The 19,052-nt window shown below is 25.7% G+C and carries 20 protein-coding genes; 12 read left to right on the top strand and 8 right to left on the bottom strand.

Annotated elements, in window-relative coordinates; all coding sequences use genetic code 11:
• Nucleotides 1–18: 18 nt before the first annotated feature.
• Nucleotides 19–1,293, bottom strand: coding sequence for an urea ABC transporter substrate-binding protein (gene urtA / locus AELL_RS04740; protein ID WP_226806017.1), 1,275 nt, complete (start codon nt 1,291–1,293; stop codon nt 19–21).
• A 192-nt stretch (nt 1,294–1,485) separates the two neighbouring features.
• Nucleotides 1,486–1,632, bottom strand: a complete 147-nt coding sequence (locus AELL_RS14235; RefSeq protein ID WP_164967259.1) for a hypothetical protein — start codon at nt 1,630–1,632, stop codon at nt 1,486–1,488.
• A gap of 104 nt (nt 1,633–1,736) precedes the next feature.
• Between AELL_RS14235 and AELL_RS04735 the strand changes: the two genes are divergently transcribed.
• Genes AELL_RS04735 through AELL_RS04725 form a run of 3 tightly spaced genes read left to right on the top strand, consistent with a single transcriptional unit; the run spans nt 1,737 to nt 2,714 of the window.
• Nucleotides 1,737–1,979: a type II toxin-antitoxin system CcdA family antitoxin gene (locus AELL_RS04735; RefSeq protein WP_046997876.1), complete on the top strand. Its 243-nt coding sequence runs from the start codon at nt 1,737–1,739 to the stop codon at nt 1,977–1,979.
• Nucleotides 1,979–2,284 carry a CcdB family protein gene (locus AELL_RS04730; protein ID WP_118916842.1) on the top strand — a complete coding sequence of 102 codons (306 nt, stop codon included), beginning with the start codon at nt 1,979–1,981 and terminating at the stop codon, nt 2,282–2,284. Before AELL_RS04735 ends, AELL_RS04730 begins: the two co-directional genes overlap by 1 nt.
• A gap of 13 nt (nt 2,285–2,297) precedes the next feature.
• On the top strand, nt 2,298–2,714 hold the full coding sequence (locus AELL_RS04725) for an NUDIX domain-containing protein (protein ID WP_118918614.1): 417 nt from the start codon (nt 2,298–2,300) through the stop codon (nt 2,712–2,714).
• Nucleotides 2,715–2,854: 140 nt separating this feature from the next.
• On the opposite strand, the gene AELL_RS04720 is transcribed toward AELL_RS04725, so the two are convergent.
• Complete coding sequence (locus AELL_RS04720; protein ID WP_226806016.1) at nt 2,855–3,133, bottom strand: DUF2721 domain-containing protein; 279 nt, start codon at nt 3,131–3,133, stop codon at nt 2,855–2,857.
• 55 nt (nt 3,134–3,188) lie between these two features.
• The gene (locus AELL_RS04715) at nt 3,189–5,465 is read right to left on the bottom strand and encodes a response regulator (RefSeq protein WP_118916841.1); all 2,277 of its coding nucleotides are present in this window, start codon (nt 5,463–5,465) and stop codon (nt 3,189–3,191) included.
• Nucleotides 5,466–5,530: 65 nt separating this feature from the next.
• On the opposite strand from AELL_RS04715, the gene AELL_RS04710 reads away from it, so the two are divergent.
• Both AELL_RS04710 and AELL_RS04705 read left to right on the top strand, forming a co-directional pair.
• The gene (locus tag AELL_RS04710) at nt 5,531–6,589 is read left to right on the top strand and encodes an ATP-binding response regulator (RefSeq protein WP_118916840.1); all 1,059 of its coding nucleotides are present in this window, start codon (nt 5,531–5,533) and stop codon (nt 6,587–6,589) included.
• Nucleotides 6,590–6,592: 3 nt separating this feature from the next.
• Nucleotides 6,593–7,255 carry a response regulator transcription factor gene (locus tag AELL_RS04705; protein ID WP_118916839.1) on the top strand — a complete coding sequence of 221 codons (663 nt, stop codon included), beginning with the start codon at nt 6,593–6,595 and terminating at the stop codon, nt 7,253–7,255.
• Nucleotides 7,256–7,267: 12 nt separating this feature from the next.
• Here AELL_RS04705 and AELL_RS04700 read toward each other — a convergent pair whose 3' ends face one another.
• Together AELL_RS04700 and AELL_RS04695 are read right to left on the bottom strand one after the other, a co-directional pair.
• Nucleotides 7,268–7,963: a SapC family protein gene (locus AELL_RS04700; protein WP_164967258.1), complete on the bottom strand. Its 696-nt coding sequence runs from the start codon at nt 7,961–7,963 to the stop codon at nt 7,268–7,270.
• A gap of 111 nt (nt 7,964–8,074) precedes the next feature.
• Entirely contained in the window at nt 8,075–10,090 is a 2,016-nt protein-coding gene (locus AELL_RS04695) for a methyl-accepting chemotaxis protein (protein WP_118916837.1), read from the bottom strand.
• A gap of 247 nt (nt 10,091–10,337) precedes the next feature.
• On the opposite strand from AELL_RS04695, the gene AELL_RS04690 reads away from it, so the two are divergent.
• The 3 genes from AELL_RS04690 to AELL_RS04680 are packed head-to-tail and all read left to right on the top strand — an operon-like array spanning nt 10,338 to nt 12,185.
• Nucleotides 10,338–10,814 carry a glutathione peroxidase gene (locus AELL_RS04690; protein ID WP_118918613.1) on the top strand — a complete coding sequence of 159 codons (477 nt, stop codon included), beginning with the start codon at nt 10,338–10,340 and terminating at the stop codon, nt 10,812–10,814.
• A gap of 53 nt (nt 10,815–10,867) precedes the next feature.
• Nucleotides 10,868–11,440, top strand: a complete 573-nt coding sequence (pnuC, locus tag AELL_RS04685; protein WP_118916836.1) for a nicotinamide riboside transporter PnuC — start codon at nt 10,868–10,870, stop codon at nt 11,438–11,440.
• A complete protein-coding gene (locus AELL_RS04680; protein WP_118916835.1) occupies nt 11,430–12,185 on the top strand; it encodes a choline/ethanolamine kinase family protein in 756 nt (251 codons plus the stop codon). The genes pnuC and AELL_RS04680 overlap by 11 nt, the downstream gene beginning before the upstream one ends.
• Here the strand turns inward: AELL_RS04680 and AELL_RS04675 are convergent.
• A complete protein-coding gene (locus AELL_RS04675; protein ID WP_118916834.1) occupies nt 12,158–13,249 on the bottom strand; it encodes a response regulator in 1,092 nt (363 codons plus the stop codon). The genes AELL_RS04680 and AELL_RS04675 overlap by 28 nt on opposite strands.
• A 232-nt stretch (nt 13,250–13,481) precedes the next feature.
• On the opposite strand from AELL_RS04675, the gene AELL_RS04670 reads away from it, so the two are divergent.
• Nucleotides 13,482–14,780 (top strand): diguanylate cyclase, encoded by a 1,299-nt coding sequence (locus tag AELL_RS04670; protein ID WP_164967257.1) that lies wholly within the window; start codon nt 13,482–13,484, stop codon nt 14,778–14,780.
• On the opposite strand, the gene AELL_RS04665 is transcribed toward AELL_RS04670, so the two are convergent.
• The gene (locus tag AELL_RS04665; protein ID WP_118916832.1) at nt 14,764–15,405 is read right to left on the bottom strand and encodes a GNAT family N-acetyltransferase; all 642 of its coding nucleotides are present in this window, start codon (nt 15,403–15,405) and stop codon (nt 14,764–14,766) included. The genes AELL_RS04670 and AELL_RS04665 overlap by 17 nt on opposite strands.
• 106 nt (nt 15,406–15,511) lie before the next feature.
• On the opposite strand from AELL_RS04665, the gene uvrC reads away from it, so the two are divergent.
• From uvrC to AELL_RS04650, 3 genes are read left to right on the top strand one after another with little or no spacing between them, the layout of a single operon-like run.
• Nucleotides 15,512–17,362 carry an excinuclease ABC subunit UvrC gene (gene uvrC, locus AELL_RS04660; RefSeq protein WP_118916831.1) on the top strand — a complete coding sequence of 617 codons (1,851 nt, stop codon included), beginning with the start codon at nt 15,512–15,514 and terminating at the stop codon, nt 17,360–17,362.
• A 2-nt stretch (nt 17,363–17,364) separates the two neighbouring features.
• Nucleotides 17,365–18,387 carry an alanine racemase gene (locus tag AELL_RS04655; RefSeq protein WP_118916830.1) on the top strand — a complete coding sequence of 341 codons (1,023 nt, stop codon included), beginning with the start codon at nt 17,365–17,367 and terminating at the stop codon, nt 18,385–18,387.
• Nucleotides 18,384–19,052, top strand: a complete 669-nt coding sequence (locus AELL_RS04650) for a tetratricopeptide repeat protein (protein WP_118916829.1) — start codon at nt 18,384–18,386, stop codon at nt 19,050–19,052. The genes AELL_RS04655 and AELL_RS04650 overlap by 4 nt, the downstream gene beginning before the upstream one ends.

Raw genomic sequence — 19,052 nt, 5'->3', positions numbered from 1 at the left:
CCTCCATATTTTGATTTATTATTTAGTACCTACACATTTTTTAGTAACTGTGTTGTATGTTCCACAATTAACTGGTTTTGTCCAATCTGCGATTAAATCTTTACTTTCTGGTAAAAAGTCAGACCAAGCATCACCTGCAATCTCTTTTGTTGAAAATACAGTTTCAAATTGTCCATCTTCTTGAATTTCTCCAATTAATACTGGTTTTGTGATATGATGATTTGGTAGCATTTTTGCACTTCCACCTGTTAAGTTTGGAACTTCTAATCCAATAATCGCATCACTAACTTTATTTACATCAGTAGTTCCAGCTTTTTCAACAGCTTTTACCCATAAATTAAACCCGATATATGTAGCTTCCATTGGGTCATTTGTAACTCTTTTTTCATCTTTGATATATGTTTTCCAAGTTTTGATAAAGTCACTATTTACTTTTGATTCAGCACTTTGGAAATAATTCCACGCAGCTAAATGCCCAACTAAAGGTTTTGTATCAATTCCTGAAAGTTCTTCTTCACCAACACTAAATGCAACAACTGGAATATCTTCAGATTTAATACCTTGATTTCCTAACTCTTTATAAAATGGAACATTTGCATCACCATTGATTGTAGATACAACAGCAGTTTTAACACCAGTTGAACCAAATTTTTTGATATCACTTACAATTGATTGCCAATCAGAGTGACCAAATGGCGTATAATTAATCATAATATCTTCTTTTTTAACACCTTTTGAGATTAAATAAGCTTCTAAAATTTTGTTTGTAGTTCTAGGATATACATAGTCAGTTCCTGCTAAAACAAATCTTTTTACTCCCATATCTTTCATAAGATAATCAACTGCAGGAATTGCTTGTTGGTTTGGCGCAGCACCTGTATAGAATACATTTTTAGAAGACTCTTCACCTTCATATTGAACTGGATAGAATAATAATCCATTTAATTCTTCAACAACTGGAAGAACAGATTTTCTTGAAACTGATGTCCAACAACCAAAAGTTACATCAACTTTATCTTTTGTTAAAAGTCCTCTCATTTTTTCAGCAAATAATGGCCAGTTTGAAGCTGGGTCAACAACAACTGGTTCTAGTTTTTTACCTAAAACTCCACCTTTTTTGTTTTGCTCTTCAATTAACATTAAAACTGTATCTTTTAGTGTTGTTTCACTAATTGCCATAGTTCCTGAAAGAGAGTGTAAAACTCCAACTTTGATAGTATCAGCAGCGTGAACTAACATTCCACCTAATAACGCTGATGTAACGATTGCTTTTGCAAATATTTTTCTCATCATAAGTCTCCTTTTTTTATTTCTAAACGAAGTATAAAAAAGAAGTGTTGTTTTAGTGTTGTTTTTGGTGTGGGTTGGAAATGGTTGGTGTATAGAATTTAGACAACAAAGATAAATGAGATTATCTTTGATTTTATTTAAAAGAAGAAATTAAATCAATGCTTCAGGATGGGTTTCATTTAATATTTTAATATTTTATTCATTATTATAAATAGTTAAAGGCGTATCATCTTCAAATTTAACATCTATATAATTTCCATTAATTTCAGCATTTATTATCACATGTTCTCTTCCATTACATATAAAAATAGCTTTATTATTCTCATCTAATTTTAAATTCATAATTTTTTTCCTTTTAAAATTTTAAGCCCAATTATACAAAATTCAATTTTAAACTTTTTGATATTATTTAAAAAAGTATGGTAAAATATGGCAAAGGAGTTATTATGACTAGAAAAATGACTATAACTTTAGAAGATGAGATTCTCACAAATCTTGATGAATTTGCCCTAAAAAATGGGAAAAAGAAAACTCAAATCATAAGAGAAGCTTTAACAAACTACTTAAATATCTCTTCAAAAGATGATAAAAAAAAGCAATGGGAAGAGGAAAATAAAGAAGCAATAAACTCTTATAACAAAATGGTTGATGAAGATGGACTAATCCTAAAACATAGTAGGATGTTTTAATGGCACAATTTGATGTTTATAAAAATGAAAATGACCAAACAAATCAAAAAGTGCCATATCTTTTAGATATTCAAAATGATATTTTAGACTCTATAAACACAAGAGTTGTGATACCTCTTGTAAAAGATAAAAATGATTTTAAAGGTTTAACAAAAGAATTTATCATAGAAAATCAAAAAGTTTATCTTACAACTTCTCAAATGGGTGCTGTTCATAAAAATGAATTAAAAACAAAAATTACTACTTTGACAAATCAAAAAGAAGAGATAAAAAACTCTATTGATTTTTTAATTTATGGATTTTAAAAAAGGAAAACAAATGATAAAAACACCATTTCTAGCTGTTGATGGAATAATAAAACTTTATGATGAAAATGAAAATTTCCAAGGAATTGTTTTAATCGAACGATTAAATAGACCTTTGGGTGTTGCAATTCCTGGGGGATTTGTGGATATTGGTGAAACTGTTGAAAATGCAGTTGTTCGAGAGATGAAAGAAGAAACTTCTTTAGATGTAACAATCCAATCACTTCTTGGTGTTTATTCAGACCCCGCAAGAGATGAAAGATTTCATACAGCATCTATCGTTTATATTTGTAAAGCTTATGGAAAACCTATTGCACAAGATGATGCAAAAGAGGTTTATGTTTATAAAAAAGATGAAATACCCCTTGAAAAATTGGTTTTTGACCATAAACAAATTATTTTGGATTTTTTAAAAAAAGAGAATTTATAAATAAACTAAAAATTTTTAGTTTATTTACACTTCTCATGTAAATCTTTTAACTCTAAATTCAATGCATTTGAAGAGATATAAACTTCCCATAAAGAGATAAACAAAGACAAACACATAGTTACTAAACTCAATCCAAATATTTATTTCCCAAAATTATGAAAGCCTAAAAATAGTGCAAACATCGAGATTGTACACATAAGCATCGATACTACTCCAAAAAATTGCATCCATTTTGTAAGTTCAAGTCTTTTTTTAAGATTTTCAATTTGTCCTGATAATTCTTGTCCACCATGTTCTCTTGCTTGATGAGAGATTGAACGTATTAGTTGTCCTGTTGTTAAAAATCTATTTGTATATGCTAAAAGAAGTAATGAAATAGCTGGGAATAATAAAGCAGGTGTTGAAATCTCTATTTCCATTTTAAATAACCTTTTGTATTTTTGTGTATTGTAACAAAAAGATAAAAAAAGGAAATTAAACTAAATTTACCAACTCTTGATACTTAAATTCATCAACTAAACTTTTGATATAAATTTTTAAATCACTTGATAAATCGTACTCTTTTAGTAGTTCAAAAATTCCATCATTATCCATAAGAAGCGCTTTTTGTTTTAATTTTTCTACGAACTCTTTTGGTAAAATCTCTAACTCTTTTTTAAAATCTATACTTTTTTCTTTATTTTCATACTCTAATTCTATATGTAAATATTTTTCTAAAATCAATAAAATCTCTTTTTCTTCCACTGGTTTTGCTAAAAAATCATTTGCTCCATTTTTTAAAGCTTCCATTTTATCCTCTTCAAAAACATTTGCAGAAAGTGCAATAATTGGAATATCTTTACCACTTTTTGAAGCTCTTATATTTTGCATAGTTTCTAAACCATCCATTCCTTCCATCAAAATATCCATAAAAATCAAATCAAGTTTTTCATTTTCAAAGACATCTAAAGCTTCTTTTCCACTTGTTGCTTGTAAAGTTTTAAAACCATAAGAGTTTAAAAGTAAAGTTATCAAATCTCTATTTTCTTTTATATCATCTACTACTAAAATAGTTTTAGTGAAATTTTCATTTTTAATTCCAACTATGTTTTTTGTATTATTCTCTTTTGAAAGTTCTTCTTCATTTGCTTTTTCATAATTGATACTAAAATAAAACTCACTTCCAACTCCAACTTGACTTTTTAAATAGATATTTCCACCCATCAAAGAAATCAACTCTTTTGTAATAGATAACCCTAGTCCCGTACCTTGTTGTGTATAATTATCTTGTTTTACTTGTTCAAAGGGTTTAAAAACTTTTTCAATATTAAACTTATCTATTCCAATTCCACTATCTTTTACTTCAAAAAATAGTTTTTTATTTAATTCATAAATATACAGTGAAATTTCACCTTCATTTGTAAACTTTAAGGAATTTCCTAAAAGATTAATCAAAATTTGTCTTAATCTTTGTTCATCAGCTTTTATATATTTTGGAAGATTTAAAGTCTCTATTTTAAATTTTAAGCCTTTATTTTCACATCTAAAAGCAAAAATATCTTCTATCTCTTTAATTAATTCAAATAAATTAAAATTTTTAAGACTCAACTCCATCTTTCCTGCTTCTATTTTTGATAATTCTAAAATCTCATTTATGATATTTAAAAGATGGTCAGCACTTCTTTTTATGATGTTTAAGTTCTCTTTTTCACTAATCGTTGCATTCATTGATTTTTTTAAAATATTTGAAAACCCTAATATGGCATTTAAAGGAGTTCGTAGTTCATGACTCATACGTGCAAGAAAGATTGATTTTGCCTTATTTGCTGTTGTTGCTTCTTGCATAGCTTGTTTTATTTGATGTTCACTAGTAAGAAGTTTTTGAGTATTTTCTTTAAAAATCTCAACTGCTCCTATCATATCCCCTACTTCATCATCAAACTTATTTTTATCAATTTCTACACTCATATCATTTTGTGAAAGTTTTAACATCACTCGTCTTAATAAATCAATTGGATAAACAATTCTAAATAAAATAATAAAAAATGACATCAAAAAGAAAATTATTGAAAATAAAACTATAACATTTACATAAAACTCCAACTCTTTTACTGTTGCTCTTGCTTCATCAACTTTTTGTTTTGTTCTATTTTCAAAAGCTCTGTAAAATCTATCTAAAGGTTCCATAATCCTAATTTTTGCTTCGTGATACTCTTTTGAATGCATCAATTCTCTAGCAAGGGCAAAATCTGGTTCACCTTTTATAGTGTAATTTCCATCTTTATCTAAAAATTTACCCTTTATTGCATTCATTGCTTTATGTTCAAGTTTTGTTAAATCATCAGATTCATTTTGGGAAGTAAAAAGCATATTTAACTCTGAATCTGGGAAATTTGCATTTCTCATCAAATCTCTAAGAGGTATTTTTTCTCCATCTAATTTTGGTTTATTTCCTTGTAAAGTTAAAAAATCCCAAAAAATTCCATTATATCTTTTAGGTCTTGGTAACTCTCCATTTCTTATAGCTAAAACTGTTTTATATTGCTCTTCAAACATAGGATTTCCAGTTATTACATAAGTTCGTGCCATTCTTGTCAAATCATCACTACTTTGTCTTAACTCATCTGCTAAAATCAAGGATTTGTATTGCATATTATAGGCATCTTCAAGATTTATAGTTGATTTTTGATATTTATTTATCACAACTGCAACACTTATAAACGAAAGTGTATTTAAAATAAACAGCAACATAAAAAGTTTTTTTAATTTCAAACAAAATCCTAAAGAGTTTTTTCCTATAATCTTAACAAATATGAATTTGTAAAAAGAATAACTAAATGGATAAAAACTATACAATACTTATAATAGATGATAAAAGTGAAAATTTGCACTACTTAAGCAATATTTTAAAAGAGGAAAATTTTTTAATAAGAGCAACAACTGATGCAAGTTTTGCCATAAACTCTTCAAAACTAAATCCACCTGATTTGATACTTTTAGATATTAAAATGCCAAATATGAGTGGTTTTGAAGTTTGTAAAATATTAAAAAAAGATGAAACTTTAAAAGATATTCCAATTATTTTTATAAGTGCTTTAGATGACACACAAAGTAAGGTAAAGGCTCTAAATGAAGGGGGAGTTGATTATATAACTAAACCCTTTGAAAAAGAGGAAGTAATCGCAAGGGTTAAAACCCAACTAAAAATTTTTGAAAGCAAAAATACAATATCAAAACTACTTGAACTTCAAGATTTTTTCCTAAAAAAAATAATACACGAAATGAACACTCCACTTAGTATTATTAGTTTAAATATCGATAATTTAGAATCAACTTTAGGATATAAAGAACAATTTGAAGCTATAAAAGCCTCTTCAAAATCTCTATCCTCAATCTACAATGATTTATATTATCTAATCAAAAAAGAGAAAAGAATAACTGAAGAAAAAAGTATAAATTTAGTGAGGTTTTTATCCTCAAGAGTTGCTTTTTTTGATGAGATGGCGAATATAAAAAATATTGATATAACTTTAGATATAAATGAAGAGTTTGAAGTTTTTATGGATAGTAATGAACTTGAAAGAGTTGTAGATAATACAATCTCAAATGCTATAAAATACTCTTTTGAAAACTCAACTATAGAGATAACTTTGGATAAAGAAGATGAAAACTATATCCTTTTTATAAAAGATGAAGGAATAGGAATAACTGATACAAAAGCCGTTTTTCAAGCCTACTATCAACAAAAAGATAAAAATATTGGTTTAGGATTAGGACTTAGTATTGTAAAAGAGATTTGTGACAAAAATGAGATAAAAATAGAACTAAGTTCAGAAAAAAACAACACTGTTTTTAAATATATTTTTCCACAAAACAGAGTTATAAAAGGAGATTAATTTATGAAAATATTTTTACTTGAAGATGATTTTGCTTTAAATAAAATCATAAAACAATCTCTACAAAATCGAGGTTTTTATGTGGATAGTTTTACAGATGGTTATAAAGCAATAGAATTTATCTCTAATAGTAAATATGATTTATATATTTTAGACCTAAATGTTTTGGGATTTGATGGGCTAAAAGTTTTGGAATTTATTAGAAAGGAGGATATGAATGTTCCAATTATTATGATAAGTGCTGAAATTGATATAGAAAATATCAAAAAATCTTACACTTTAGGTTGTAATGATTACATAAAAAAACCTTTTGATTTTGAAGAACTATTTTTGCGTATCCAATATCACTTAAGTCACATAAAAAAAGAGGAAAATAGTGATTTTATAGTTGATTTAGGATACGATTTTTCATTTAATCTAATTGAGCAAACCCTTTTTAAATCAAACTTTGAAATAGAACTAACTATAAAAGAGAAACTTCTTTTAACACTTTTAGTAAAACATATAAATAACACTGTAACAAATGAAATGATTCACGAATATGTTTGGGATAGTAAAGAGATGGAAACTGTTAGTATGAGAACTATTATTCATAAGCTGAAAAAAAAGCTAAAAAATGGAATGATTTTAAATTTACGAGGAGTTGGCTATAAACTTATAAAATAGCCAACTTTTCTTTTATTTAATTGCACCTAATTTTTGAAGATTTGAAAGTGAAATTAGATGAGCTGTGATTAATGAATAGGCATTTTTTGCACAAATATCATCTTTTTTCTTTTTACTTAAATGTTTTAATTTTTCTTCATTTACTACAAAAAAACCATTTAAACTAAATTTTTCACCTTTAGTATTTACAACTGTTGCTATTTTTTCTTCTAAAAGTTCCCAATCTTCAAGCTGTTTTATAAATTGAGTTGTTGAAAGAGAATCAGCATAATATTGATTTAAAAAGTTTAAAGCACTATTTAAAAACTCACTATTATTTCCTTCTTCATCAAATAATTTTTTAGCACCCTCTTTTTGAGTTAAATACTCACCTTCAATAGCAATTACTAAATCTTTTTGATTCTCTTTATTTACTAAAACAAATGGATAACTTCTTACAAATGCTGGAATATAATGTAACTCTTTCCAGTTTCCTTTTTTATCTAAAAATAGATTTTCCCCTTGTTTATATCCAAGTAAAATAGATGCAAACCAATTATTATCTTTATCTTTTGCAAAAAATATAGGATAGTTTTTACAAGCTTCAAAAAATTCTGATATTGCAATAGGAGCATTCATCAATTCTTTAGAATAAGAAAAATTTGTAACCTCTTCTATTCCTTTATTTTTATGTTGAGTTTTATTTAATACTTCTAACTTCTTAAACACTTTTTTCCCTTTTTTTGATTTGATTTTATTCTAGCAAATTATTGAAAAAGATTTATATAAGAAGTGTATAAAAATAGATTAAATTAAAAAAATGTTAGATAGAAGGAAAGCCTAGAAGCTTTCCCACTCATCATCATTTGATTTTGTTGATGTTATTACTTTTGTATCTTTTTTTGTTGATACTGTTTGTGTATGTTGTTTTGGTGCTGTTTTTTTAACTGGTGTGATATGCACCTCTTTTTTTACATTTAAGTTCATATCTTTAGCTTTTACTTCATTTTTACCTACAAACTCTTTTGCATTTGCATCATTGATTATTAGTTTTGCTATTTCATCTGTTACTACTGCTACAGTTTGTGTTTGATTTGCTACTGCTGCGTTTTGTTGTGTTTGTTGGTCTAATTGATTTACTGCATCATTTATTTGTTCTATTCCTGATAGTTGCTCTTTACTTGACATCTCTATATCTTGTATCAAGTTTATTGTATTTGAAATATTCTCATTTAACTGTTTATATCCACTTATCATATTTGAAGCAATATCTTTTCCTTGATTTGCTTTACTTGTTGCATTTTCTACTATTGATTTTATCTCTTTTGCTGCTTCTGCACTTCTTGCTGCTAGGTTTCGCACCTCTTGTGCTACTACTGCAAATCCTTTTCCTGCTTCTCCTGCTGTTGCTGCTTCTACTGCTGCATTTAAAGAAAGAATATTTGTTTGGAATGCAATTTGGTCAATCACACTTATTGCTTCATTAATAAGATTTACTTGATTATTTATTTCATCCATTGCTTGAGTTGTTTGGTTTGCTAATTTCTCACCATCATTTGCTGATTTTGTTACTTCATTTGAGTACGTTGCCATTTTTTGAATATTTTGCGTATTATTTCTTATATTTGACGTTATCTCTTCTAATGCTGCTGCTGTCTCTTCTAAGCTTGCTGCTGCTTCATTTGAACTCATATTTAACTTATCTACATTTGACAACAATATATTTGAACTCTCATTTAACGTCAATCCATTTGTTTTATTCTCTACTAGCATTTGATTGATTATTTCAGCTAGATTATTTATTCCAACTGCAATATTACCTTTATCATCAATTCTAGTTCTAAAATCAAGTTTTGAAAAATTATCTAAAGCATTTACCAATTTATTTATATCTTCACATACACTATTTTTCGTAACTTCAAGCATTTCATTAAAAATATTTTTTAACTCTTCAAGATTTGTATTTTCTGTATTTTTTTCAATTTTTTTATTAAATTTTCCCTCTTTTACTTCATTTACAACTCTTTTTACATCTTCTATTAAAATATTATCTTGAATGATTAAATTCTCTGTTTTTTTAATATTTTGATTAATAAATTCACCAATATGAGCAATCTCATCTTTTGAAGAAGTGTCTATTAAACTTGCATTTTTTGTCTCTTTATTTATAAAACTAAAGAATTCAAGTAAGCCGTTTTGTAATTTCTGAATTGAATTATTAAATGCTTTACTAATAACAAAAGAGAAAAATAGAGTTAATACAATCGTTAATATTGTAATTATTACAAATGTATATAATGAAGATGAAATAGAGTTATTTACTTCTAATTTATTTCTTTCAACAAGTTTATAAGTCTCTTCACTAAAGAAATCTATTAAATCTCTCATAGATTCATAATCTTTCAAATAAGTTGAAAAATAGAAGTTTTTAGCTTCTTCATTGTTATCTTCTTTAAAATATTTTATCAAAGTAGCTGTATTACTTTTTGTTAATTGGTAAAATTTATCAAACTCTTGAAACTCTTTTGTTTTAGAAGATAAATCATCTTTTAAAAAATCTCTAAATTTATCAAATCTCTGTCCTATTTGTGATAAATTATCATTTACACCTTTACTTATCAACTTCTCAATTTTTTCTTTATCTTTTAAATTGATTATTTGACTTAATGCTAAGTTTGATTGATAAGAATCTCTATCTGCTTCCAATAAAACCGCAATACCTGCAAAATTTTTATCTGCAAGATTAGTAACATTATTATTTATATTTTTAATGTTAAAAGAAACGAGTAAACTACTCACAAGTGAAACAACAACTAAAATTAAGAATGAACCAATTATCTTATTTTTTATACTCATACAAAACTCCCTCCTCTACTTTTATATCTACTAATTAAATTATAGTAGATTTTTATATAAGTGTATACTTTTAATACTAATTTTATAAGTTTACTTTTATATATAAATATCCTTCTATTAAATAAAGATAAATAGGATAAAATTTCTCTTAGATAAGATAAAATTACAAAAAGGAACTATAATGATAAAAAAAATACTACTTTTAATTTTACTAATTTTAAGTTCATCATTTTCAAAGGAGAACAATATGAGTATTTATGATTTTAATGTTAAAACAATTGAAGGCGAAGAGATTTCTATGTCGAAATATAAAGGAAAAGTGCTTTTAATTGTAAATGTTGCAAGTAAATGTGGTTTTACAAGTCAATATGAAGGATTAGAAAAACTATTTGAAAAATATAAAGATAAAGATTTTATGGTTTTAGGATTTCCTTCAAATCAATTTGCAAATCAAGAACCTGAATCAAATGAAAAAATCAAAGAGTTTTGTAGTTTAACTTATGATGTAAAATTTGATATGTTTGCAAAAATAGATGTAAATGGTAAAAATGAATCTCCTTTATATACTTTTTTAAAAAATGAACAAAAAGGTATTTTAGGAACAAAAGATATCAAATGGAATTTTACAAAATTTTTAGTTGATAAAAATGGAAATATCATAAATAGATATGGAAGTTCAACAACTCCTGAATCAATAGAAAAAGATATATTAAATCTTTTATAAAAGGATAAAAAATAGAAAATTTTTTAAATAATATCCAAGAAGCCATATCTTATATGACTTCTTGGGAAGTATTAGCAGTTTTTTTATCAATTGCCTATTTAATACTTGCAATAAAACAAAATCTTTGGTGTTGGGCTGCTGCATTTTTTAGTACCTTGATTTATAGTATTTTGTTTTTTGATGCTTCACTTTTGATGGATAGTTTTTTAAATATTTTTTATCTAATAATGGCAGTTTATGGTTGGTATTCGTGGAAATATGGAAATTATCAAGAGATAGAAAAAGAGCTTGAAATAAGTAGTTATAGTTTTTCTAAAAATATAAGAATTATATTTTATTTGACTATTATCTCTTTATGTTTGGGATATTATATGGCAAATTACACAAGAGCTGATTTTGCATATTTAGATACATTTACAACGGTTTTTGCAGTTTTTGCAACATATATGCTTACAAAAAAAGTGTTAGAAAATTGGCTTTATTGGGTTGTTATTGACGCTGTTTCAATTTATATTTATATAAATAAAGGTTTTTATTTAACAGCAGTTTTATTTTTTATTTATACTATTATTGCATTGATTGCATATAGACAATGGAAAAAAGAGTATTTAAGTTTTGAATATTGAAGAATTAGAAAAATATAATATTTTTGAAGAAAAACTATTAAGCCTTGAGTTACTAAAAAATCAAGGTTTTAATAATATAAGTTATCTTTTAAAAACATCAGAAAACTCTTACGTAATCAGAGTTTTTAAATCAAATAGTAGTGTAAATATTAGTAGAGAATTTGAGTTTCAAATCCAAAAACTCGCCTACAAAAAAGATATTTGTTCAAAACCAATTTTTCTAAATGATAAATTTATGGTTTATGAATACAAAAAAGGTTCGCATAAAACAAAATTAAACCCTTATGAACTAAAAGCTCTTACTTGCAAAATAAAAAAATTACATCAAATCAAAATAAAAACAAAACCTTATGATATAAAAAAAGATTTATTAAACTACAAAAAAGTTCTTGAAAATGAAAAATTAATTCAAGAAACCTTTAAAAATCTAAATCTTCTAAAAAAATACAAAAAAGAGTTAGTTTTAAGCCATCACGACTTAAATCCAAAAAATATAATTTTTAACAACAAAGATATAAAAATCATAGATTGGGAATATGTGGGAACAAATGATAGATTTTTTGATTTAGCTTCTATTTGTATTGAGTTTTCATTAAATAAAAAAGAGGAAGAATTTTTGTTAAAAACTTATTTTAAATTTATAAAAAAAACTCATCTAAAAAAATTAGAATCTTATAAAATAGTTTATAAAAACCTTTGTTCTTTGTGGTTTATAAACTATCTTCGTCCGATAACTGCTGATTGAAACTCTTCAAATCTTTTTTCTTGAACATATAATTTTTCCAATAAAACACTATTTTGTTTTCTTAAATTATATATTTCCATCAAAAGTTTTTGATTATTTACAACATTTTCATCTAACTCTTTTTGTAAAGATTTTGATAAATTAACCTCTTGTTGCAGATTTCCTACTAACTCTATATTTGATTGATTCTCTTTTTTTAACTCTTGATAAGCTTTAAAATTTTCTGATTTGAGTATTAAAATATGTTTTTTTAAAGCTAATATCTCATTTTCATATTTTGAAATCAAAGTTGCAAATTCAATAAATTTTTTTATTTTCCCATTATTGTGATAAATTGGCAAAATAGTTGAATGGGTATAATAAAAATTTCCCTCTTTTGAAACTTTTTTACTAAGTCCAACCCAAGTATTTCCTCTTAGTAAACTATCTTGTATTTTCATTCCTTGTGTTTCATGGGAACATAACATACTTTTATCACTTATATTTTTACCAATAACTTCATTTAATTCATAACCTGAATTTGATAAAAAAGCATCATTTGCAGAAGTGATATTAAACTCTAAATCAAGTTCACAAATTATGTTATATGAGTCTAAAATAGAAATAAATTGTTTTAATTCATTATCTTTTCTTGCTAATTCTCTTTTTTGTTCTTTTACTTCCATAAGTTGTGAAATAATTTTAAGTGTTGTGTTTAGTTGCATTGGTTTTACAATATAGTTTGTAATATTGAATTTGATAGATTTTAATAAAGATTCAACTTCTGTAAAAGCAGCTACTATTAAAATTGGAATATCCCAATCAACTTTTCTAATCTCTTCTAATAATTCAATTCCTGTTGAATTTGGTAAGTTTATATCTAATAAAATAATATCTATTTCAGACCTATTTTCAAGAAAAACATTAATTCCTTCTTCTTTATCTCTAGCGATTAAAACCTTTTTAAAAAAAACTGCGAAAATTTCAGTAGCTTCTTTTCTTGATACTTCTTCATTTTCAATATACAAAAGCCTAGCTCTTTCTAAAAAAGCTTTATCAAAACTACATTTTAACGATTGAGACATTCTCTTACTCCTTGCACCCGAACAAAATTCTATATAAAAATAATTTAATTAGAACTTATAAAAATTAGTTTTAATAATCTTTATCATTAATATTTTTTGATTAAAATAACTAAATAATCTAGTTATTTATAATTAAAAATAAATAAAATAATTTTCAATTTTTACATATTTTATAGTACAAAAAATTATTTTTTTGATATAATAATTTAATTTAATAATAAAAAAGATGACTATGAAAAATAAAAATTTTCTTATCTATTTTACTGTTGCAGTAGTTTTTTGTTTTACGTTATTTATTATTAAATATATCAATGATACAAGAAATGATTATCAAAAAATTTCAGAAAAAATCTTATTCCAACAAGCATCAACACTTTTTAATAATATTGTTACTATTAGAAAATGGAGTTCTGACCATGGAGCAATTTATGTTAAAGCACATGAAGGAATAAAACCAAATCCATATTTACCAGATAATCATACTTATACAAAAGATGATGAACTTCTAATCAAAATAAATCCAGCTTGGATGACAAGACAAATCTCTGAAATCTCAAATGCAAAAGAAAAATACTATTTTAAAATAACAAGTTTAAATCCTATAAATCCAAAAAATATTCCTGATGAATTTGAAAAAAGGGCTCTTAAACATTTACAAAAAAATAAAAATGATTTATATTACACAAGTCTTGGAAATGAAAAATATGATTTTATGGGTTCTTTAAAAATTGAACCTTCATGTTTAAACTGTCATACAAATCAAAACTATGTTGTCGGAGATGTTATTGGAGGATTAAGAGTTAGTATTCCAATAGACCATTACAAAGAAAATGTTGAAATAGTTGATTCAAAAACAAATATTTTATATTTTGTAACTTTTTTTACTTCCATTGTATTTATTGTAATTATTACTTTTACAATACACTCTATTTATACAAGAGAATTAAATATTATGAAACTAAATAAAACTCTTGAAAATAAAGTAAATCAAAGAACAAAAGAGTTAAGAGAAGCCAATAAAAAATTATTAGAGATTTCAACAACTGATTATTTAACTAATTTATCAAATAGAAGATACTTTTTTGAAATGGGAAATAAAACTTTTCATTTAGCAAAAAGGGAAAAATCAAAATTCTCAATAATTTGTATTGATATAGATTTTTTTAAACATATCAATGACACCTATGGGCATAATATAGGCGATGAAGTTTTAAAATATATAGCAAATAAAATGTCAAAAAGTATTAGAAAGTCTGATATTGTAGCAAGAACAGGTGGAGAAGAGTTTACAATATTATTAAATAATACAGATGAAAATAGTGCTTTTATTTTGGCTGAAAAACTAAGAACATCTGTAGAAAACTCTGTTTATAAAACTGATGATTTGATGATACAAGTTACAATTAGTTTAGGAATTTCTGAATTAAGGCAAGAAGATGAGGATTTAGATTCAATTATTTCAAGAGCAGATAGAGCCCTTTATATTGCAAAAAAAGATAATAGAAATAGAACTGTTATATATCGTTTTTAATTTTTTCTACTCTTTTTAAAAGTAAATCAAAGTGATATCTTCCTTTTAATTTATCTTTTGACTCTTCAAATTTTTCGCTCATTTTTTCATCTAAAGTTGTTCCATTATCTTTTAAAGAATCAAATATCTTTAATATTCTTTCATCACTTATTTCATCTAAATGTGAATTTTTTACTATTAAAGGAATTTCTTTAATATCTAAAAGAGGCATTTTAAAATCACAATAATATTGTGATAATTCATTTATTCCCCAATATTCTAAACCTAACTTATTATAAAAATCCAAAGAAGAACTCACACAATTTAGCTTAAATCTTTTTATATTTTGATTTGAGAAATGACTAAATAAATATTCCAAAAGTTGATAAGCATAACCTTTTGCTCTATATTTATTTGGTGTAAAAATATTATGAATTGTTAGATATTCATTATCTTTTGAAATATTATAAAAAAGATAACAAAAATGCTTTTTTTTATCTGATAAACATAAAGGAGGAAATTTTTCCCAACTATAATAGTTATCCCACCATTCAAGCGCACTTTTTGAAAAATTTAAAGTCTTAAAATCTTCTATTTTTTTTACTGACTCTAAATACTCTTCCCTATTTAGTTCTATTACATTCATCTTAAATCCTTTATTGATTCATTGTAGTCTTATTTTCTAATAACTAATTACTCTAACTGGTTATATTCTATTCATTAATTAAAATCTTTTTAGATACAATCCCAAAATGAATTTACAAGACAAACTTAAACAACTTCCTAATGATGCTGGGGTTTATCAGTATTTTGATAAAGATGGTCACTTACTTTATGTTGGAAAAGCAAAAGTTCTAAAAAATAGAGTTAAATCTTATTTCAAATTCACGCCAAAACTTCTTCCTGCTGATAAATTAGGTCCAAGAATTTATAAAATGATTAGTGAAGTTGTAAGTCTTGAATGGATTGTTGTTCCTAATGAACATGATGCTTTGATTTTGGAAAACTCTTTAATCAAACAACTAAAACCAAAATACAATATTTTACTTCGTGATGATAAAACTTATCCATATATTTTTATCGATTACAACGAAGATTTTCCAAGACTTGAAATCACAAGAAAAATCCATAAAGGCAAAAATATCAAATATTTTGGACCATATTCGACTGGTGCAAAAGATATGCTTGATAGCATTTATGAAATAGTTCCATTAGTGCAAAAAAAATCTTGTGTAAAAGGAAAAACTGCTTGTTTATTCCATCAAATACAAAAATGCCTAGCCCCTTGTGAAAATAAAATTTCAAAGGAAGAGTACGCAAAAATCGTAGAAAATGCCCTAGAATATATCTATAATAAAACAAAACTTCTCTCAAAACTAAATGAAAAAATGATTCAATACTCAAATGATTTTAGATTTGAAGAAGCTATGACTTTAAGAGATAGAATAAAAACAATAGAAAAATCTCAAATAAAATCAGGAATAGATTTAGCAACAAATGAAGATATAGATATTTTTGCAATCACTTCAACAAATAAAAAAGCTGTTGTTGTACGAATGTTTTTAAGAGATGGAAAATTAACCTCTTCAAGCCATGATTTTTTAAAGGTTGATAATTTTGATGAAGAGTTTGAGTTTGATTATGAAGAGGCTTATAAAAGAGCAATTATTAACTATTATGATAATGAAATCCCACTTTTACCAAAAGAGATTTTAGTGGGAATTGAACTAAATGATACAAGTGAACTTGAAGAGTTTTTACAAATAAGATTTAATAAAAAAATCAAAATCATAAATCCAAAAAAAGATAAGAAAAAAGATATTGTTCAAATCGCTCTTAGTAACTGCCATGAACTTTTACGAATAGATTCAAGTAAAAATGAGACAAATATTTATGAAGAGTTAAAAGAGTTATTTAATCTTCAAACTCTTCCCTTTAGAATAGAGAGTTTCGATAACTCTCACATGATGGGACAAGCAACTGTTGGAGCTATGATTGTTTGGGATGAAAATCTAAACTCATTTGATAAAAAAGCTTTTAGACACTATAACCTTGAATCAAAAGATGAATACTCTCAAATGAGAGAGATGTTAATACGAAGAGTTGAAAGTTTTGAAAAAAATCCTGCTCCTGATTTATGGATTATTGATGGTGGCGAGACTCTTTTGAAATTAGCCTATGATATTGTTTTATCAGTTGGAGTAAATCTTGATATAATTGCAATCGCGAAAGAAAAAGTAGATGCAAAAGCTCACAGAGCAAAAGGTGCAGCAAAAGATATTATTCATTATAAAAATAAAAACAATGAATTTAAAAATTTTAAATTATCTACAAGTGATAGAAGACTACAATTCGTTCAAAGACAAAGAGACGAAGCCCATAGATTTGTAATCAATTTCCACAAAAAACAAAAAAGAGCAGAAGATAAACAAATATCTTTATTGCAAATAAAAGGAATTGGTGAAGCAAAAATCAAAAAACTTCTTTTATATTTTGGAGAATTTGAGAAAATCAAAAACGCATCTTTAGAAGAGTTAAAAAATGTTTTAAATGAAAAAGATGCAAATTTACTAAAAAATTATTTTATTATTCCAAAGGATTAATTTTGGCAAAAATTTTACTAAACAAAGAAAATCTATTTTACAATTTTGATGTTATTTCAAATAAAACAGGTTCAAAAGAAAAGGTTGCTGTTGTATTAAAAGATAACGCATATGGACATGGATTAATTGAAATTGGAACACTTGCAAGTGAATATGGAATTAAAAAAGCAGTTGTTAGAACAATAGATGATGCACTAAAAATTGAAAAATTATTTGACTATATTGTAATACTTGCCGAAAAAACTTTTCACACTTATTCACATACTTTTCACATAGCTTTAAACAGCCTTGAGGATATAAACAAACTTCCAAAAAATTCAAATGTCCACATAAAAGTTGATACAGGAATGCATCGAAATGGAATTTTGCCTGAACAAATAGAAGAGGCTTTTTTAGGGCTTTCTAAAAGAGAAATCAATGTTACAGGTGTATTCACACACCATAAAGGAGCAGATGAATTATCTACTAATTTCTTCTGGCAAAAAGCCGTTTTTTCTAGTGTTAAAGAGAATGTGAAAAGAATATGTGAACAACTTTCTTTACCTCTTCCAGCTTTCCATTCTTGTAATTCAGCAGCACTTTTTAGAACATCAAATTTCGATGAAAGTTTTGCTAGAGTTGGAATTGCAACTTATGGATATTTAGATAATGCAGATATTTTTAAATTTCCAAAATTAAAACCTGTAATGTCACTTTGGGCAAATAAATTATCAAGTAGAATTTTGAAAAAAGGACAAAGCACTGGTTATGGTGGGAAATATATAGCCGAAGAAAATATCGTTATTTCTACATATGATATTGGTTATGGAGATGGTTTTTTAAGATTAAATGAGAGAAAATCTTACACTACTCCAAAAGGTTATAAAGTTTTAGGAAGAGTATCTATGGATAATTTATGTTTAAATACAGATGATGAAAAAGTTTGTATTTTTGATGATGTAAATGCATTAGCTCAAGTTCATGATACAATTACTTATGAAATCACAACAACACTAAATCCAAATATAGAAAAAGAGATAGTATGAAAAAATTAGTTCTTTCACTTTTTGTTTTAGTAACTCTTTCAAATGCAATGACATTTGAAGAGGTTTATACTATTCATAAAGTGCAAGGAACTATGAAAGCTCTTAGTTACTACAAAGATTTAGAAAATGAAAATAATCCAAAAGCTATTCACGAATTAGGTTTGATTTATTTAAAAGGTGATGGAATTGCAAAAAATATCAATAAAGCAGTGGAATATTTCACAAAAGCCTCTGAATTAGGAAATTTAGAATCTACTTATATTTTAGGGAAAATTCATCTTTCAAAATCAACTCATCATTATAATTTAGTAAAAGCCTATAACAATTTTGTAGAAGCAGCAAATAAAGGTCACGCAAAATCTCAAATGATGATAGGAAGATTTTTGCTGATGGGGGAAATTGTAGATAAAGATTATGAAAAAGCCCTACACTATTTTAAACTTGCTTCAAAACAAAAAGAGTATGAAGCAAATTGTTATATTGCCTATATGTATGCAGCAGGAATGGGAGTATTCCCAAATTTTGGAAGAGCTCATATTTTTGCAAAAGATGGATTTGAAAAAAAAGATAAACTTTGTGTAAAAGTTTGGAATGATTATAATCTAGGAAAATATCCAAAAGATGATGGTTTTAGAATTGGTGATTATAATGAACCAGTTAAATAA

Source organism: Arcobacter ellisii (assembly GCF_003544915.1).
In the GTDB taxonomy this organism is placed as follows: Bacteria; Campylobacterota; Campylobacteria; order Campylobacterales; family Arcobacteraceae; genus Aliarcobacter; species Aliarcobacter ellisii.
Note: the sequence above shows the minus strand (reverse complement) of the source record. Positions and strands in the feature narration are given on the sequence as shown.

Coding starts and splice junctions, on each gene's coding strand:
- uvrC (WP_118916831.1), top strand. CDS start 15,512: ATGAATTTACAAGACAAACTTAAACAACTTCCTAATGATGCTGGGGTT.
- AELL_RS04705 (WP_118916839.1), top strand. CDS start 6,593: ATGAAAATATTTTTACTTGAAGATGATTTTGCTTTAAATAAAATCATA.
- AELL_RS04690 (WP_118918613.1), top strand. CDS start 10,338: ATGAGTATTTATGATTTTAATGTTAAAACAATTGAAGGCGAAGAGATT.
- AELL_RS14235 (WP_164967259.1), bottom strand. CDS start 1,632: ATGAATTTAAAATTAGATGAGAATAATAAAGCTATTTTTATATGTAAT.
- AELL_RS04695 (WP_118916837.1), bottom strand. CDS start 10,090: ATGAGTATAAAAAATAAGATAATTGGTTCATTCTTAATTTTAGTTGTT.
- AELL_RS04670 (WP_164967257.1), top strand. CDS start 13,482: ATGAAAAATAAAAATTTTCTTATCTATTTTACTGTTGCAGTAGTTTTT.
- urtA (WP_226806017.1), bottom strand. CDS start 1,293: ATGATGAGAAAAATATTTGCAAAAGCAATCGTTACATCAGCGTTATTA.
- AELL_RS04665 (WP_118916832.1), bottom strand. CDS start 15,405: ATGAATGTAATAGAACTAAATAGGGAAGAGTATTTAGAGTCAGTAAAA.
- AELL_RS04735 (WP_046997876.1), top strand. CDS start 1,737: ATGACTAGAAAAATGACTATAACTTTAGAAGATGAGATTCTCACAAAT.
- AELL_RS04730 (WP_118916842.1), top strand. CDS start 1,979: ATGGCACAATTTGATGTTTATAAAAATGAAAATGACCAAACAAATCAA.
- AELL_RS04725 (WP_118918614.1), top strand. CDS start 2,298: ATGATAAAAACACCATTTCTAGCTGTTGATGGAATAATAAAACTTTAT.
- AELL_RS04720 (WP_226806016.1), bottom strand. CDS start 3,133: ATGGAAATAGAGATTTCAACACCTGCTTTATTATTCCCAGCTATTTCA.
- pnuC (WP_118916836.1), top strand. CDS start 10,868: ATGACTTCTTGGGAAGTATTAGCAGTTTTTTTATCAATTGCCTATTTA.
- AELL_RS04710 (WP_118916840.1), top strand. CDS start 5,531: ATGGATAAAAACTATACAATACTTATAATAGATGATAAAAGTGAAAAT.
- AELL_RS04650 (WP_118916829.1), top strand. CDS start 18,384: ATGAAAAAATTAGTTCTTTCACTTTTTGTTTTAGTAACTCTTTCAAAT.
- AELL_RS04675 (WP_118916834.1), bottom strand. CDS start 13,249: ATGTCTCAATCGTTAAAATGTAGTTTTGATAAAGCTTTTTTAGAAAGA.